Below are 13,299 nucleotides of genomic sequence, written 5' to 3' on the forward strand. Positions count from 1 at the left end.
TGCCGCAACAAATTTGTGGGTGTGACCGATTTGTATGGCACGAGGACGGTGTTGCACCACGTGGTTGACGTGGACGAAAACGACTGAGTGCGTAATCGCGACCGCGACAGTCGGACCTGCAAATGCATGGGTGTTAGATGGGTGCGTGACCAGATCAGGGAACGGAGAACCGCACGAGGGTGATCGCCGCGAGCCACGAGGAGGCGTCGGCGCTAGTGATGAATCGGCACGGCATGACCGCACCGTCAAGATTCTTCGAGATGCCGACCAGCGAGACGAAGAGGCGACAGCGCGTGACACGGCAGCCGATGAACGCGGGCGTGCCGCTGACCTTCAGGCATTCCTCGATACCGATGAGGACTATGCAGGCCACGGTGAGCGCCGCGCGGCGGCACGGGACCGCGCACACGCTAAAGACGATCGCCAAGACTCTGCGGAAGATAGAGCGCAGCTCACGGATGAGTTGGACACCACGACGGACTAGTCGCCCGCAGATGCCGGGCCATGATCGACGTGATAGCTAAGCTGCGACCGCGGCCCGTCTAGCGAGGCTTATGCCCCATGCCCTGGCGCGGGCCAGTTCTCCGCCGATGAGGTGATTCGTTTTGTCAACGAGGAAGCATTCCATCTCGACGGGACCAGTGGAATGAGACGTGAGTCGTCGCTTGATGGCGACCGCTGCGTCTCCTGACAGAGCGCGGAGGATGTCCGCCCTCGTGGAGAAGGCGCCGAGGAGGTGGGTGCGATCGGAGATGCGGACGGTTTCCAGCCACTCCCTCACACCTGGCAGGATGGCCGACTGCTCAAGAGTGAGGTTCTTGGCCGGATCGGCGGCCCAGCGGTCGGCCTCGAACCGCGAGGTAACGCGGGGAAGGCCGTGGGCGTGGGTGGGGGCGCCGACGAGGAGAAGGTCGAAACAGTCGGTCGTATCGGGCGCGGTCGACGCGGTTGTTATCGACACATCGATCGCGCTCTGCTCCAGGGCGAGGGCGATGGATTCTGCGGCAGCTCTCGTGTTCCCAAACATGGATTCGTAGACCACGAGTGCGCGCATGAGCTGTTCCTCTTTCGATCGATGTGTTAAGAGTCTCGTTCACCAGTTCCTGTGGGCACAGAGTCGAACGTCCCGTGGGTCATTCAGGGGAGGTGTGCTTCCGTTCGTATCCGTAAACGGCTGCCTGTGTGCGACGTTCCATTCCTAGTTTCGACAGGAGCGCGCTGACATAGTTCTTTACCGTCTTTTCCGCAAGGCCGAGCCTGTCGCCGATCTCGCGGTTGGTGAGGCCACCAGTGATTAGCTCGAGTACCTGGTTCTCCCTCAATGAGAGGTCTGATTGGACGGGTTTATCGGCGTATAGCGCAACCGGCCGGATGGCTGTTGCGCCGCGGCGAAGCACGTCCAGGGATTGCACAGTGCCTCCGGCCGCGGCGCGACGAATGGCTGAGATGAGGGCGCCGCTGCGAATGTTTTTGAGGACGTACCCGCTCGCACCGGCGAGGATTGCGAGGCGCAGCGCGTCGTCATCGTCGTACGCGGTGAGGATGAGGCAAGCGACTTCGGGGTGCGCGGAACGAATGTCGCGACAGAGGTTGACACCGTTGCCGTCGGGAAGTCGGACATCGAGAACTGCGACGTCGGGGATGGTCGCTTCAATGCGGCGGGCGGCCTCGCAAACTGTTCCTGCTTCACCCACGACGATTAGGTCCGCCTCTGAGCCGATCAGCTGCGCGATGCCGCGTCGGACGATTTCGTGGTCGTCCACGAGGAAGACACGAATCATGATGTTCCCGGTTTCTCGTCGCGTGTTGCGGGTACCGACCACGTGACACGCGTTCCCGAGGGGGAACCGGCGGTGATCGTGCAATCCCCGCCGAGCAGGGATGCGCGCTCGGTGATGTTGGCTAACCCGCTCCTGTGGACTCCGTCCGGGATGCCGCGACCGTCATCGAACACGGTGAGGGTGATAGCTTCGTGAGTGATTTCGGCGGCAACTTCGACGAGATGAGCCCGTGCGTGTTTGACGACATTCGTAAGGCATTCTCGGAGCACTGCAACGAGTTCGTCCGCGAGCGGCGGGCTTACAAGAGAGTCGAGCGGTCCCGAGAAGGTGATGCGCGGCGTCTCGACTAGACCTGTCGCGCTCTCGGACACGACGTCTAGGAGGCGGTCGCGAGTACTCTTCTGGCCGCCCCGGTCCGCGGCGCCCAGAGCGAAAACGACGGTTCGGATGTCTTTGATGGCGGCGTCGATGGCGTCGACTTGAGTTTCCAGAGCGACTGACGTCGCGGCATCCGCTCCCGCTGTAAGCGCCTGTAACGACAGGCCGGCGCCGAACAACCGTTGGATGACGTGGTCGTGAAGGTCTCGCGCGATGCGGGTGCGATCACGTGATGTGTCGAGGCGTCGGCGGTCATCCCGTGCGCGGACGATCTCGATGGCGACGCTGGCTTGCCCGGCGAATGCAAACGCCATGTTCAGCTCCGCGTCCGTGAAAGGCGATGCTCCGGCATACCGGGCGATAGTGAGGACGCCGAGCGGTTCCTCGCCGCTGTAGAGAGGGATCGCCACCGTCGGGCCAGAACCAGGCTGCCAGATGACGGGAGCTTGGTCGGCGCTCCCTGAGACACTAGCTGCTCGCTGGGTCGCGAGCGCGCGGGCAGCGAGCGTTCCGGCCGCGGGGAAGATGCGGCCGAGGAGGGGTTCCGCGCTGGTGCCGTGCACGGTCGTTACTCGGAAATCGTCCGGGCCGTGGGGGACCGCGACAACCACGAGGTCCACGTCGATGAGAGCGCCGACGCGTTCCGTGATGACGCTGAGAACGTCCTCGCCGGAGACCTCCAGCATCGCGGCCATCACGTCGGCGGTCGTGATGCTCCAGATCTCGCGGGTCTTGGCGATGTCGTACAGGCGCGCATTCTCGATGGCGATGCCCGCGGTGGCCGCGAGGGCGAGCACGAGTTCTTCGTCGTCGGCGGTGAACGGGCCGCGCCGCCCGGACGTGAGATAAAGGTTGCCGTAGACGTCGTCGCCGACGCGCAGCGGGACGCCGAGGAACGCATCCATTGCAGGGTGATGCGCCGGAAAGCCCGCGGAACGTGGGTCTTCTGCGAGATGCGCGACCCTGATGGGGGCGCTATCGGCGATGACGGCGCCGAGCAGGCCTTTCCCGGTGGGGAGGTGCCCGATGTCGCTGGCGGTGGCCGCATCGACGCCGACGTGGATGAACCGTTCCAGCGTGCCGTCGGGGGCGATGACACCCAGAGCCCCGTATCGTGCGTCGACGAGCCGCATCGCCGACTCGACGACGCGGCGAAGGACGACTTCGAGGTCCAACCGCTCGACGACGGCGGCATTGGCGCGCAGCAGATCGTGGAGTCGAGGCTGAACGAGCGCAGCATCGTTTACTGAATGGTAAGGCGCGTCCGACGGCTCCAGCATTCCGGCCTCCCGTCGTTCTGAGTGTATCGATCGCTCAGGCGGGGCGGCCTTCACGGCCGACTTGGGACTGTACGACGTAGACCGGAATCCTTGCGTCGGCGAGCACTCTCTGAGCCACGGAGCCGAACAGTCCGCCGGCGATGATGCCCCAGTGGTGCGTCCCGATAACGAGCATCGTTGCTTCCTGCGCGCGGCTGATCAGCGCGGATACCGCGCTCTCCTGCGCCAGGATCGGTGTGACGTCGAGTCGCGGGTGAGCGACGGATAGTCGGTGGGTGATCGCGCGGAGCGTGCGCGCGTGCTCGGCCTTCACCCGCGCGGGAGAGGCGAGTAGCGATATCGCTCCGTCGATCTGTGGGTCGGGCATCTGCCACGCGTGCACGACGCGAAGCGACACCTTTGCCGCCTCAGCTTCTTCTGCGGCGCGGTCCGCAGCGGTCGCGGACGAGTCGTCCTCATCTAATCCGACGACGATGGGTCCACAGCTCGGCACCCAATGGTCGGGGACGACGACGACGGGGATGGGGGATCCGGCCGCGATCCGTAGCGGGAGCCAGCCCGAGAGAGCCGTGCGGAGGGTCCGTCCGCTGTGAGAGCCAATGACGAGGAGATCGAATGCCCACGCCTCCGCGTAGAGGGCAGCGGGAATATACCCCGGCAACCGACGGGTGGTGACCTCACAGTCGGGAGCGCGGTCGAGCACGCGTCTTTCGGCAGCGGCGAGCGATGCGCCGGTGCGGACCTCGTCAGAGAGGGTGTCACCCGCAAACATCGCTATGTCGACGTGGGTCTCACGTCGAGCGGCGCGGTCAGCGGCCCAGTCGACGGCGGTGAACGATGCATCCGTCCCGTCGAACCCGACGATGATGCTGTGCATCTCTGCCTCCTTTTTGTGGGTCGACCTGACCGCGCGGCGCATTCAGACGAGCCAGTGGTTCCGCTGGACGAGGCTGAGCTTCTTCCATGACTTCCCGAAGCCCCAGGTGTCTCCGGCCGCGAGTGTGGCTGCGACGATGAGGGCGAGCGCGTAGATGATGTGGTAGTCCACCAGGGGGTTGGTGGAGGCGGCGTTGGGCCCGAAGGGCCATTCGGCGAGATACATCGCGACCATCACCAGGGTTCCGGCGGCGGCGCTAACGCGCAGACCTACGCCTAATGTGACCGCTACCCCGATGGCGAGCATCGCCAGCATGAATAGGATGTCGGTGGCCGGGCTTGCGATGGCGGCGAAGAAGGGCTTCAACGGTCCGACAACCGCGTCGCTGTTCAAGAAGCCCTGGCTCGGCATCCCGCCCGAGATCCATGCTCGTTCGGGCGGCGTCGAGTATCCGAGGCCGAAGGTCTTGTCCAGGAAGGCCCACAAGAAGATGAAGCCGGTCGACAGTCTCAAGACGGCGAGCCAGCGTCGTCCATTCGTGCGGGTGACGATCGCCGTCTGATCGAGGGTCGTCACCGTCCGGGTCGTGGCGAGGTCGGGGGAGTGGGGGAGCGGAGTCTGCAGAACAGCCATCGGGAATCCTTCGGGTTGTGCCGCGGCGGTCGGCCTGCGGCGATTGTTAGTTCCACACTCCGTCATGGATAGGCGCCGGGCCAGGGTCGAAGGTCCCGGCGGAAGAGGACCTGGGTGATTCACAACGCGTCGGGACCTTCGGCCCTGTCAGCCGCCACGGGGGCGCCGTAACGTCGTGCTCAGGAGTGGCGGCAGTCACCGCATACCGCGAATCTGAGCCGCTCCATGACACCCGGCGACGGGTGAAGAAGGAGCCATCATGGCCACCACGACGACCAACCCGGTCAACTCGTCCACCGACATCGGTTCAGAACTCGGCACCACCACCGTCGAACAGGACGTCATCGCCAAAGTGGCCGGCATCGCCGCTCATGACGTGACCGGTGTCCATGCGCTCGGTGGGGCTGCGATGCGCGTCATCGGCGCGGTCCGCGGAGCGATGAACAATACCAACTACAGCCAGGGTATTACCCTCGCGGTGACCGACGACACCGTCAGCGTCGACGTCACCCTCTCGGCCGAGTACCCGATCAGCCTGCAGCAGCTCGGCGCCGATGTCCGCTCCGCGGTCATCCTCGCCGTCGAGACCATCGTGGGCATGAAAGTCCTCGCCGTCAACGTGACGGTCAACGACATCTTCACCCCCGAAGAGACGACGGACCCGGACGCGTCCGTCTAGCAGGACCGACACCATCGCGACCATACGAACTCGGGTTGAGAGGAACACACGTCATGGCCGCACCGCAGCCGGGAACGGGCGGAGTTTCGGAGGCGCTCGATCGAGACCGGCCGGACGTCGCGGTCGTCGTCCGTGGGGCGACCCTGCCGGTCGACCTCATCGATCGGGCGGTGTCCATCGCCCGAGCGAACGAGGGCGGGGTGCACGTCATCCGGCTCGTCGAGCTTGTCGGCGCCCGTTTGGGAGGACAGATCGTCAGCGATGCAGATGCCGGTCGCATGGCCCTCGCGCGAACTCTGTCCCGGTACCTGGAGCGTCACATCGACATCCCGATCACGGAGAGGGTTCATCACGGCACCCTCGACTCGCTCACGGATTCACTCGAACCCTCCGTAGGTCTCGTGCTCCTCGCTGACACATCTGAAGCGGCCAAACACATCGGGGCCCTCTAGAGACGCGCCGCGTGCCATGGGCGAATCGGGGCCCGAGAGGCACGCGGCAACGCTCAACAATGCAAGTAAGTTAAGTACATGGGCGAGGTTCCACGCGAGAAGATGTTGCTGGACACGCTCGTCGAACTAGCCGATACCCTCGTCGCCGGCTACGACATTGTCGAGCTGCTGCACACGCTGGTGACGGAATGCGTCCGAACCCTCGGCGCTGCCGACGCCGGCATCATGGTGCCGGACGAGAACGGATCGTTGTCCGTGATCGCCTCATCGAGTGAACGGATTCACCTGGTAGGTCTGCTGCAACTCGACGCGCGACAGGGCCCCTGTCTCGATGCGTACAGGACGGGTCGGCCGGTCTCGGTGAACAACCTCGCGAAGATGCGCGATCTCTGGCCCGAGTTCGTCGGACGGGCCGGCGAACTCGGCTACCAGTGGGTGTACGCAGTCCCGCTGAGGCTCCGGGACGACACCATCGGCTCCCTCAATCTCTTCGGCGATCGCACGGATGGTCTATCGCCCGAGGATGTGAATGCCGCCCGCGGTCTTGCCGACATCGCCTCCATAGGGATTCTGCATGAACGGGCGTTCAGGGAAGCCGATGTCGCCCGCACCCAGCTGCAGTATGCCCTCGAGAGCCGTGTCGTCGTGGAGCAGGCGAAAGGCGTCATCGCGAAGGCGCACAAGATCAACATGGACGAGGCTTTTGGCCACCTTCGAGACACCGCGCGAAGCACTCAGCGGCGGCTCTCCGATATCGCTCGAGAGGTCATCGGCGACGCCGAGAAGTAGGCGTCATCTACCGGGGTGACGGGTGATTCTGCCGTCACGGCCAGTCGTAATCCACGGCGCCGCCCGGATCTTCTCCTGTGTCCGGATCCCTGTCTGCTGCCGATTCGAGTTCACGCTCCTCGATGATTACTGGCACTCCCGGGATAACGAGAGCGCAGACGTCCCTGTTTCCGACAGCCCGGAAGCTGACCAACCCTGCGCCAGACCCCGCGGCCTGGCCTACGGCCAGCTTCAGGGTGGCAACATCCTCGAAAGGAGATAACTGAAATTCGACGTGACCAACTGTGACGACGGTGATTTTAGACGTCATAGCAACGATCATCTGGCCGATCAGGAGCCACCTGAGGGGACGAGTCGCGAGTTGTGCCGGATCCGGAGCCGGTGCAAGCCAGGCGGGTCGACGATGCCCCGCTGCTGATGACGAGGGCAAACAAAAGGATCATGGCCCTCCCATCAGATGGACGAGCGGCGATCGCCCGTGCTGGCCGGCCTTCCCGGCGCTCCGCCGTCAACGTAGGTCGCTGAGCTCGAATGAGCGACCTCCTTGTATGAGAACCCGTGTTGCGGTAGCTCGATGCAGCCTGTCGGAGCCAGCGCATCCGCGAAACACGGCATAGAGGGTCACGCTTGTTACCGCCACCAGGCCGAGAGCTCTCGACCAACCGAAGCCCTGTGGTTACGTACCTGATCGTGCTCACACTGTGCATCCTGGGAGATCGCGTTGGTGGAGAGCAGGCTGTCGGGTCAGATATCAGCGGGTGAGGGCCTTCGCTCCGAGATGACTTCCTCCGCGACCTCGCATACGGGACGTCCGGTGGAATGGGCGCGGCCGCAAAGAACTGACAGGCCCTCATCGACTCGCACGTGAAGCTGAGACGCAAGCATCCCGGCGGCTCGGTGAATGTTGCCCCGCGAGTAAGGGCCGTCATCCCATCCATCCTCAACATCGTCAACACGACGGAGCGCGCACCACAGCAGGTGGCGCGACACCACGGCCGCCAGCACTCTCACATCACGAACGTTCTCCGTGGTGAGTCTGCGGGGCTCGTCGGTGTAGAGGCCAACGGTGCCAACGTTCAGGTTTCCTACAAACAGCGGGAATGCGAAGATGCCGCGGATACCGAGCCCGCGAAACGCTTCGCGGGCGGCGGGCCAGTTCTCGCCGCCGTTACGAAGATCGCGTTCGAGGACGGAGCGCCGGGTTCGAAGCGAATCCCAGCAGGGACCCTCGCCGAGGTCGATCTGTATCTCGTCGACGCGAGCGGCCACCCGGTCGCTGGCGCAGACGGTCTCGCTTCCCAATGGCAGCCCAAGGGTGGAGATGACGGCACCGGACACCGCCACCGCGCGACAAAAAGCACCGCTCAAGTCACACCCGGGGACCGCGTTGACAAGATCGTTCAATGCCAAAGCGAAGTCCGCTCGGTCATCGCCCGGTAAAGAAGAACCCATAGGAACCCGCCCGTCGTTTCAGAGTGGCTGGGCGCGTGGGTCTAGGTGCCGTGACACTGACAGTACACCCGCGTGCATCCGCCCTCCTCAACGCGTGACGCGAACCAGGCGATGCTCTCCGCGGTGGGACAGAGGGGTGTCCTCGGCCACCACACAAACAAACGCGCGGGCGATGCCGGGCCGCGGGACCAACGACCCTGTCGCGGAGATCTCACGCGCGGGAGCCTAGAGGAAGCGCCGTGAACCTGCGCGACCCGACCAAAGGATCTCATCATGCGTACCGCCAAAGTCGTGAGTAACAACAAGACTGCTCAAAGCGATGAAGACCAGCAGGCTGCCATCCAGGAAGAGCTGAAGAGGGCAACCGGTGTCGACTTCGCCGGTATCGGCGTGGCGGTCGAAAACAGCACCATCACGCTCGCTGGCGAGGTGGACACCTATGCGGAACTGCTGTCGGCCAAGCGCGCCGCGCTTCGAGTCCGCGGAGTATCAACGATCGTCGACGAGCTGCGGATTCATCCGGAAGGATCCTTCTCGATCAGTGAGACGGACGTCGCCAAAGAAGTCGATCAGGCACTCAAGTCGACAAGTGCAGTGCCAGATACAGTCACCGCCGAGGTGGTAGGGCACCGCGTCACCCTCGCCGGCGAGGTCTACGGAGACGTCGAGCGAGATGCCGCCCAACAGGCGGTGCAACACCTTCGCGGGGTCGTCTCCGTCGATAATCGCATCACAAGGTCAGCGCGACCTTCTGCTTCGGACACCGAAGAGCGGATCCGCAACGCAATTGTCCGCAACGCCCAACTCGACGCCAATCACGTGACGGTGACCGCCGAAGAAGGGACGGTTCTGCTGCACGGCCGCGTGCGCTCCTGGGCAGAAAAGGACCAAGCCGCCAGCGCGGCTTGGGCGTCGCCGCACGTGACCCACGTGGATAACCGCATCGTCGTTCGCGCGGACTGACAAGACGGACCCGAGGGTCGGGTTACGACCCTCCCGCTGTCGCTCCTGAGGTCGCAGGCCGGGCATCCCCGCAGTCAGTGGCAGGACGAGTCAGGAGAACAACGAACATTCACTCAGTCACAACTAGGTGTTGAAGCTGCCAAAACGAACAGATTAGCGAGATGGGAAAGATGAACATCAGCGATATCGGCCCAGACCCGGATGTCTTCGACATTGATGGGGCAACAAAGGAGAACAACAACTACCGGACAGTCGCCTGGACCGGAAAGTACTTGCAAATCACACTGATGGCCATTCCGATCGGTCAGTCAATCGGTCTCGAATGCCACCCGGCGACAGATCAGTTTTTGCGCGTCGTTGATGGACAGGGCCGAGCCGTCATGGGAGCGGCGCGGGATCACCTGGACTCCCAGCACGACGTTTCGACGGGGTGGGCCATCCAGGTCCCAGCGGGTACCTGGCACGATGTCATCAACACAGGTACCAGTGCTCTCCATCTATGCACGATCTACGCGCCGGTGCATCACGCGGCGGGGACGGTGCAAAGGACGAGCGCTGATGCGGCGAGAGACGAAACGTCTGGTGCGGATACCGCGCCCGAGTGGACGGCACAGATCAATTCTGGCGACACCGGTGAGCACGCTTAGATTGCCGCCTGTGACCGGCGTGCGGCTAGGAACATCGCCGGCCAACCTTGCGAGTAGTCCAGGTACACGTGTTCGATCCCGATTCTTCGCGGCTCGCGGCTCGCGGGCCTCGGTCAGGCGCTTGGCCGATAGGAGTTGTAGCCGCGGGCCGGTGAGACCGTCATACGTGTCGAGGGGCCGATTCAGCTCGGTACTCTCTTCATCAGTGCCTGGCGGCTGAGCTTGGTTCTCGCGCTGAGCGCGTTCCAGCTCTCGCCGTTCGACCGCATCAGAAGGATCAGCTCGTCGCGCTCGTGGAGGAGCTTCATCTCTTCCCGATGCACTCGCTCGAGTTCGCGCGACACGACACTGAGCCGTTCGAGGGCGCCCCTCAAAGTGCCCCACCGACGTAGTAACCGCCGCTCGTCTGCGGCTCGAAGTTCGGATGCTGCACGCTCGGCCTCGGCGACCATTTCTGCTTGCGCAGCCCGAATTTCCGCCGCTGATCGCTTAGCGATTCGACGGCCTCGAGACATGTAACCAGGTTGACACGCGATCCCACTGCTCGCAAGGCGCGACGGACTATCACCGAATGGTGCCTGCGTGCATTGCTTCTATTGCTTCTATTGACTCGGTTGGCATATTGACTGCTCCGATCGTGGCCGCAGAGGACTGGTCGTCATGGGATCATTCATCGGTGTAGCACCGGCCCCCTCTGGCCTCTTGGTTTGAAGATGGACTCGAGCGATCGGCCGACCGAGGCGTTTGGGGCAGGCGAGGACCAGCTCCGGAGCCATGGTTCCTGACGTTCTGGTCGCGTTCGTCACACCCCCGCTTGGCCACCAAAACAAGGTTTCGTCTCGACGCGTTACGCGCACGTCAATGAAGGTGTCCGATGAGTCTGCGGCAGACGGAGATGCTCGGACGACCGCTACTCCGAATGGTCGTGCTGCTTCGACGCTTTGCAATGATGAGAATATGCTCGCTTCTCTATCGCTACCTACCTGCTTAGCCATTCGCGATGGGGTGATGACCCTCCGCCGAGCGGACCTGGAAGATCTGGACGCTATTGTGCGTCTGCTATTCGATGACCCGGGGAGCGCTGGACGCGGCGACGTGACTGACCAATCTGATCGCCGCGTTTACGGCCGGGCGCTGGCTGAGATTCTGAAAGATCCAGCGAACGAGCTGGTTGTCGCCATCAATTCCAGCGGACGCCTCGTCGGGATGATGCAGCTCACCGCAATTCCTGGGATGACGAACCGGGGACGTGCCCGGCTGTTCGTGGAAGCCGTGCGGATTGACAAAGACCAGCGCTCATCGGGGATCGGTGCGGCGATGATGCGCTGGCTCACCGGCACCGCCGCACCCGCGATCGATGCAAGCCTCGTCCAGTTGTTGTCCGAAGCGTCGCGCTCGGACGCGCATCGGTTCTATCGGCGATGTGGCTTCATCGGCTCGGACGTCGGATTCACCTATCGAGTTTGAGAGGCCGAATACTGGTTGATTGACCGTCGCTCTGCGCGTTGCCCGTATCAACTCCGTACCCTTCCGCGTCACGTGGTTGTTCGGACGGCAGGACTTCCGCCGTCGTCTCGGTGCAGTCGCCTAAGCCGGAGCGCCGCGTGACTGGCTATTTCGAATGCGCTGGGCAACGAGACTGTCGCTACCTGGGAGGCGACCCGGTCGACAGCGCGCGCGGCGACGTTCTGCGGCTGGCGAGACTGTCACGCAAGTCAGCCGTGCACGGGGCTCTTCGTCGGCCGCGCTGTCTAGGCGGAGGAGTGATCGGGGCGGTAGGCGCAGACCGCGCACGTTCCATCGACGACGACTTCATGGCCGTCGATGGCGCCGTCGCAGCCCAGCCCGGGGATGGTGTTCTGGCGAGCCTCTGATGCCAGCCTGGCGCGCGCACACGCGCCGCGCGGCTCCACCGTGCCGGAAGGTTGCTTATGGCTGAACGGAGAGTCTGCGTTACGCGTGACATCACGCTCTACGTAGGCGCTCTTCTTTCCCGGCTTGGTCAAGGAGCTTGAGCCTACGTTCGCCGTGACGTCACGCATCACGTTAGTTGTGCTGTCAGGCGTGACGTCGGGCGTCCTCGCCGGTCGGTCGGCCGCGGAAGCAGGCGCACTCTTCCGACGCTCCCGGTAGGCCTTCTGACGCAACCGAGATGACTCGCGGTAGCGCTCCACCTCAGCGGCCGTCGACTGCCGCAATTCCTGAGACCAGCCGACCATCTGGTAGCCGTCTTCTCCGCGCGTCCAGAAGCCGGACTTCTCTAGCTCGTCGAACGCCGCTTGATCGTCCCCGTCGGGATGTAGGTACCTCGTGTATCTGGCCGGGACAAATCCGTCGGTGCCCTGTCCGTTGCGCCACATCAGCGCGCCGGCGAGGATGCGGAAGGCGCGATCGCTGAGGTCGTCTATTTGGATGCTGCCGAGCCATTCGGCCGGCAGCCGTGCGTCGACCATGACGCTCGCCGCTTACGGGCGTCAGGACTCGACGCCGAAGAGGCGCAGCAGTGCCGCGCGGGGGATCATCCGGCGAGGGCCGAGTTGCACGGTGGGGATCGTTCCACGCTCCACGCCGAGCTTGATCGTGCGGTACTCCACGCCCACGAGTACCGCAGCATCCTTATAGGTGAGAGCGAGTGCGTCCTGCGAGCGGTTCATTGACTTCTCCTTTGTTAGAGCCACCTTTGTCAGCGCATGCGCACACGGTAGCACGTATCGAGCCAGGAGTGTCATGAATGCGTCATGTCGCGCCTTGCTCAGCAATTTCATGCCTGTGATAATGGCGACATGGTTTACATCGAGAACGTCGACGTCAGCGACGAGCGAATAGCGCTCGCCAGTGGTGTCAGCGTTCCGCGCTCGTGGACCATCGTTGTCCGCGGCGAGGAGGGAGTGCCGGGGGTGATTCGCATGCACGTTCACTTCGACGAACAGTTCGGTAGAGCGGTCGCGGCCGAGGTTCGCGTGCTTCGGCAGGGGAGCGGAGATGAGGTCACCAGCCTCACGCTGCGCGAGGTCCGGGTGCAGCATGCGCTTCAAGTGAGCGGCCTCAAAGTATCCACAGTGTCCGAGCCCGATCACCCGGTCGCGACGGGAGAGGACTACATTCGGCGCATGCGCGAGCGAACAGGCCGCACCATGCTGCAGAGCGTCGCCGATGCCGCGCGGACGTACCAGCTTGCGGCCGCGCTCAACCTGCCGCCGCTGCGGGCGGTGGCAGATGGCCTCGGCATCAGTCAGAGCACGGCGACCCGTCTGATGAATCGCGCACGCACGGAGGGACTTGCACCCGGGATGAACCTTCCCGATCCCTCGGCGACCGGTCCCGCGGTCAGCCTGCCGTACGCCGGCGGGCCATCGATCGGTAGATAG

Annotated in this window: 18 protein-coding genes; 7 read left to right on the top strand and 11 right to left on the bottom strand. The window is 63.8% G+C overall.

All coding sequences use genetic code 11. The features are described from left to right. Positions 1-154: 154 nt before the first annotated feature. The 6 genes from ACFM35_RS01725 to ACFM35_RS01750 all read right to left on the bottom strand — a co-directional run bounded on the left by ACFM35_RS01725 (position 155) and on the right by ACFM35_RS01750 (position 4,949). A complete protein-coding gene (locus tag ACFM35_RS01725) occupies positions 155-373 on the bottom strand; it encodes a hypothetical protein (RefSeq protein WP_378837568.1) in 219 nt (72 codons plus the stop codon). 147 nt (positions 374-520) lie between these two features. Then, the gene (locus tag ACFM35_RS01730; RefSeq protein ID WP_378837570.1) at positions 521-1,054 is read right to left on the bottom strand and encodes a flavodoxin family protein; all 534 of its coding nucleotides are present in this window, start codon (positions 1,052-1,054) and stop codon (positions 521-523) included. Positions 1,055-1,133: 79 nt separating this feature from the next. After that, positions 1,134-1,781, bottom strand: coding sequence for a response regulator (locus ACFM35_RS01735; protein ID WP_378838618.1), 648 nt, complete (start codon positions 1,779-1,781; stop codon positions 1,134-1,136). Then, a complete protein-coding gene (locus ACFM35_RS01740; RefSeq protein WP_378837572.1) occupies positions 1,778-3,439 on the bottom strand; it encodes a sensor histidine kinase in 1,662 nt (553 codons plus the stop codon). The genes ACFM35_RS01735 and ACFM35_RS01740 overlap by 4 nt, the downstream gene beginning before the upstream one ends. Positions 3,440-3,473: 34 nt before the next feature. Next, positions 3,474-4,316 (bottom strand): universal stress protein, encoded by an 843-nt coding sequence (locus ACFM35_RS01745; protein WP_378837575.1) that lies wholly within the window; start codon positions 4,314-4,316, stop codon positions 3,474-3,476. Positions 4,317-4,358: 42 nt separating this feature from the next. Beyond that, positions 4,359-4,949, bottom strand: a complete 591-nt coding sequence (locus tag ACFM35_RS01750) for a DoxX family protein (protein WP_378837578.1) — start codon at positions 4,947-4,949, stop codon at positions 4,359-4,361. Positions 4,950-5,208: 259 nt separating this feature from the next. Here ACFM35_RS01750 and ACFM35_RS01755 point away from each other — a divergent pair, with 259 nt between their 5' ends. The 3 genes from ACFM35_RS01755 (at position 5,209) to ACFM35_RS01765 (ending at position 6,869) form a co-directional block, all read left to right on the top strand. Then, complete coding sequence (locus tag ACFM35_RS01755; protein WP_378837580.1) at positions 5,209-5,628, top strand: Asp23/Gls24 family envelope stress response protein; 420 nt, start codon at positions 5,209-5,211, stop codon at positions 5,626-5,628. 53 nt (positions 5,629-5,681) lie between these two features. Beyond that, a complete protein-coding gene (locus tag ACFM35_RS01760) occupies positions 5,682-6,080 on the top strand; it encodes a hypothetical protein (protein ID WP_378837583.1) in 399 nt (132 codons plus the stop codon). 78 nt (positions 6,081-6,158) lie between these two features. Continuing rightward, on the top strand, positions 6,159-6,869 hold the full coding sequence (locus ACFM35_RS01765) for an ANTAR domain-containing protein (RefSeq protein WP_378837586.1): 711 nt from the start codon (positions 6,159-6,161) through the stop codon (positions 6,867-6,869). A gap of 34 nt (positions 6,870-6,903) precedes the next feature. On the opposite strand, the gene ACFM35_RS01770 is transcribed toward ACFM35_RS01765, so the two are convergent. Next, positions 6,904-7,179 carry a hypothetical protein gene (locus tag ACFM35_RS01770; protein ID WP_378837588.1) on the bottom strand — a complete coding sequence of 92 codons (276 nt, stop codon included), beginning with the start codon at positions 7,177-7,179 and terminating at the stop codon, positions 6,904-6,906. A 434-nt stretch (positions 7,180-7,613) separates the two neighbouring features. Next, on the bottom strand, positions 7,614-8,273 hold the full coding sequence (locus ACFM35_RS01775; protein WP_378837591.1) for a GAF domain-containing protein: 660 nt from the start codon (positions 8,271-8,273) through the stop codon (positions 7,614-7,616). Positions 8,274-8,594: 321 nt separating this feature from the next. Between ACFM35_RS01775 and ACFM35_RS01780 the strand changes: the two genes are divergently transcribed. Then, on the top strand, positions 8,595-9,284 hold the full coding sequence (locus tag ACFM35_RS01780) for a BON domain-containing protein (protein ID WP_378837593.1): 690 nt from the start codon (positions 8,595-8,597) through the stop codon (positions 9,282-9,284). 170 nt (positions 9,285-9,454) lie between these two features. Beyond that, positions 9,455-9,931 (top strand): cupin domain-containing protein, encoded by a 477-nt coding sequence (locus ACFM35_RS01785; RefSeq protein WP_378837596.1) that lies wholly within the window; start codon positions 9,455-9,457, stop codon positions 9,929-9,931. Between the two features lie 182 nt (positions 9,932-10,113). Here the strand turns inward: ACFM35_RS01785 and ACFM35_RS01790 are convergent, their stop codons facing one another. Further along, the gene (locus ACFM35_RS01790; RefSeq protein ID WP_378837598.1) at positions 10,114-10,383 is read right to left on the bottom strand and encodes a hypothetical protein; all 270 of its coding nucleotides are present in this window, start codon (positions 10,381-10,383) and stop codon (positions 10,114-10,116) included. Between the two features lie 556 nt (positions 10,384-10,939). Here ACFM35_RS01790 and ACFM35_RS01795 point away from each other — a divergent pair. Next, complete coding sequence (locus tag ACFM35_RS01795) at positions 10,940-11,398, top strand: GNAT family N-acetyltransferase (RefSeq protein WP_378837601.1); 459 nt, start codon at positions 10,940-10,942, stop codon at positions 11,396-11,398. 284 nt (positions 11,399-11,682) lie between these two features. Here the strand turns inward: ACFM35_RS01795 and ACFM35_RS01800 are convergent, their stop codons facing one another. Then, on the bottom strand, positions 11,683-12,384 hold the full coding sequence (locus ACFM35_RS01800) for a hypothetical protein (protein WP_378837603.1): 702 nt from the start codon (positions 12,382-12,384) through the stop codon (positions 11,683-11,685). Positions 12,385-12,405: 21 nt separating this feature from the next. Continuing rightward, complete coding sequence (locus tag ACFM35_RS01805) at positions 12,406-12,585, bottom strand: excisionase family DNA-binding protein (RefSeq protein ID WP_378837605.1); 180 nt, start codon at positions 12,583-12,585, stop codon at positions 12,406-12,408. A gap of 84 nt (positions 12,586-12,669) precedes the next feature. On the opposite strand from ACFM35_RS01805, the gene ACFM35_RS01810 reads away from it, so the two are divergent. After that, positions 12,670-13,299 carry a hypothetical protein gene (locus ACFM35_RS01810; RefSeq protein WP_378837608.1) on the top strand — a complete coding sequence of 210 codons (630 nt, stop codon included), beginning with the start codon at positions 12,670-12,672 and terminating at the stop codon, positions 13,297-13,299.

Source organism: Microbacterium songi, assembly GCF_042747925.1.
In the GTDB taxonomy this organism is placed as follows: domain Bacteria; phylum Actinomycetota; class Actinomycetes; order Actinomycetales; family Microbacteriaceae; genus Microbacterium.

Bases quoted from the DNA above. Each gene is read 5' to 3' on its own strand.
- ACFM35_RS01755 (WP_378837580.1), top strand. From the start codon at position 5,209: ATGGCCACCACGACGACCAACCCGGTCAACTCGTCCACCGACATCGGT.
- ACFM35_RS01795 (WP_378837601.1), top strand. From the start codon at position 10,940: ATGACCCTCCGCCGAGCGGACCTGGAAGATCTGGACGCTATTGTGCGT.
- ACFM35_RS01730 (WP_378837570.1), bottom strand. From the start codon at position 1,054: ATGCGCGCACTCGTGGTCTACGAATCCATGTTTGGGAACACGAGAGCT.
- ACFM35_RS01770 (WP_378837588.1), bottom strand. From the start codon at position 7,179: ATGACGTCTAAAATCACCGTCGTCACAGTTGGTCACGTCGAATTTCAG.
- ACFM35_RS01800 (WP_378837603.1), bottom strand. From the start codon at position 12,384: ATGGTCGACGCACGGCTGCCGGCCGAATGGCTCGGCAGCATCCAAATA.
- ACFM35_RS01750 (WP_378837578.1), bottom strand. From the start codon at position 4,949: ATGGCTGTTCTGCAGACTCCGCTCCCCCACTCCCCCGACCTCGCCACG.
- ACFM35_RS01740 (WP_378837572.1), bottom strand. From the start codon at position 3,439: ATGCTGGAGCCGTCGGACGCGCCTTACCATTCAGTAAACGATGCTGCG.
- ACFM35_RS01745 (WP_378837575.1), bottom strand. From the start codon at position 4,316: ATGCACAGCATCATCGTCGGGTTCGACGGGACGGATGCATCGTTCACC.
- ACFM35_RS01760 (WP_378837583.1), top strand. From the start codon at position 5,682: ATGGCCGCACCGCAGCCGGGAACGGGCGGAGTTTCGGAGGCGCTCGAT.
- ACFM35_RS01805 (WP_378837605.1), bottom strand. From the start codon at position 12,585: ATGAACCGCTCGCAGGACGCACTCGCTCTCACCTATAAGGATGCTGCG.
- ACFM35_RS01810 (WP_378837608.1), top strand. From the start codon at position 12,670: ATGTCGCGCCTTGCTCAGCAATTTCATGCCTGTGATAATGGCGACATG.
- ACFM35_RS01735 (WP_378838618.1), bottom strand. From the start codon at position 1,781: ATGATTCGTGTCTTCCTCGTGGACGACCACGAAATCGTCCGACGCGGC.
- ACFM35_RS01765 (WP_378837586.1), top strand. From the start codon at position 6,159: ATGGGCGAGGTTCCACGCGAGAAGATGTTGCTGGACACGCTCGTCGAA.
- ACFM35_RS01780 (WP_378837593.1), top strand. From the start codon at position 8,595: ATGCGTACCGCCAAAGTCGTGAGTAACAACAAGACTGCTCAAAGCGAT.
- ACFM35_RS01785 (WP_378837596.1), top strand. From the start codon at position 9,455: ATGAACATCAGCGATATCGGCCCAGACCCGGATGTCTTCGACATTGAT.
- ACFM35_RS01790 (WP_378837598.1), bottom strand. From the start codon at position 10,383: ATGGTCGCCGAGGCCGAGCGTGCAGCATCCGAACTTCGAGCCGCAGAC.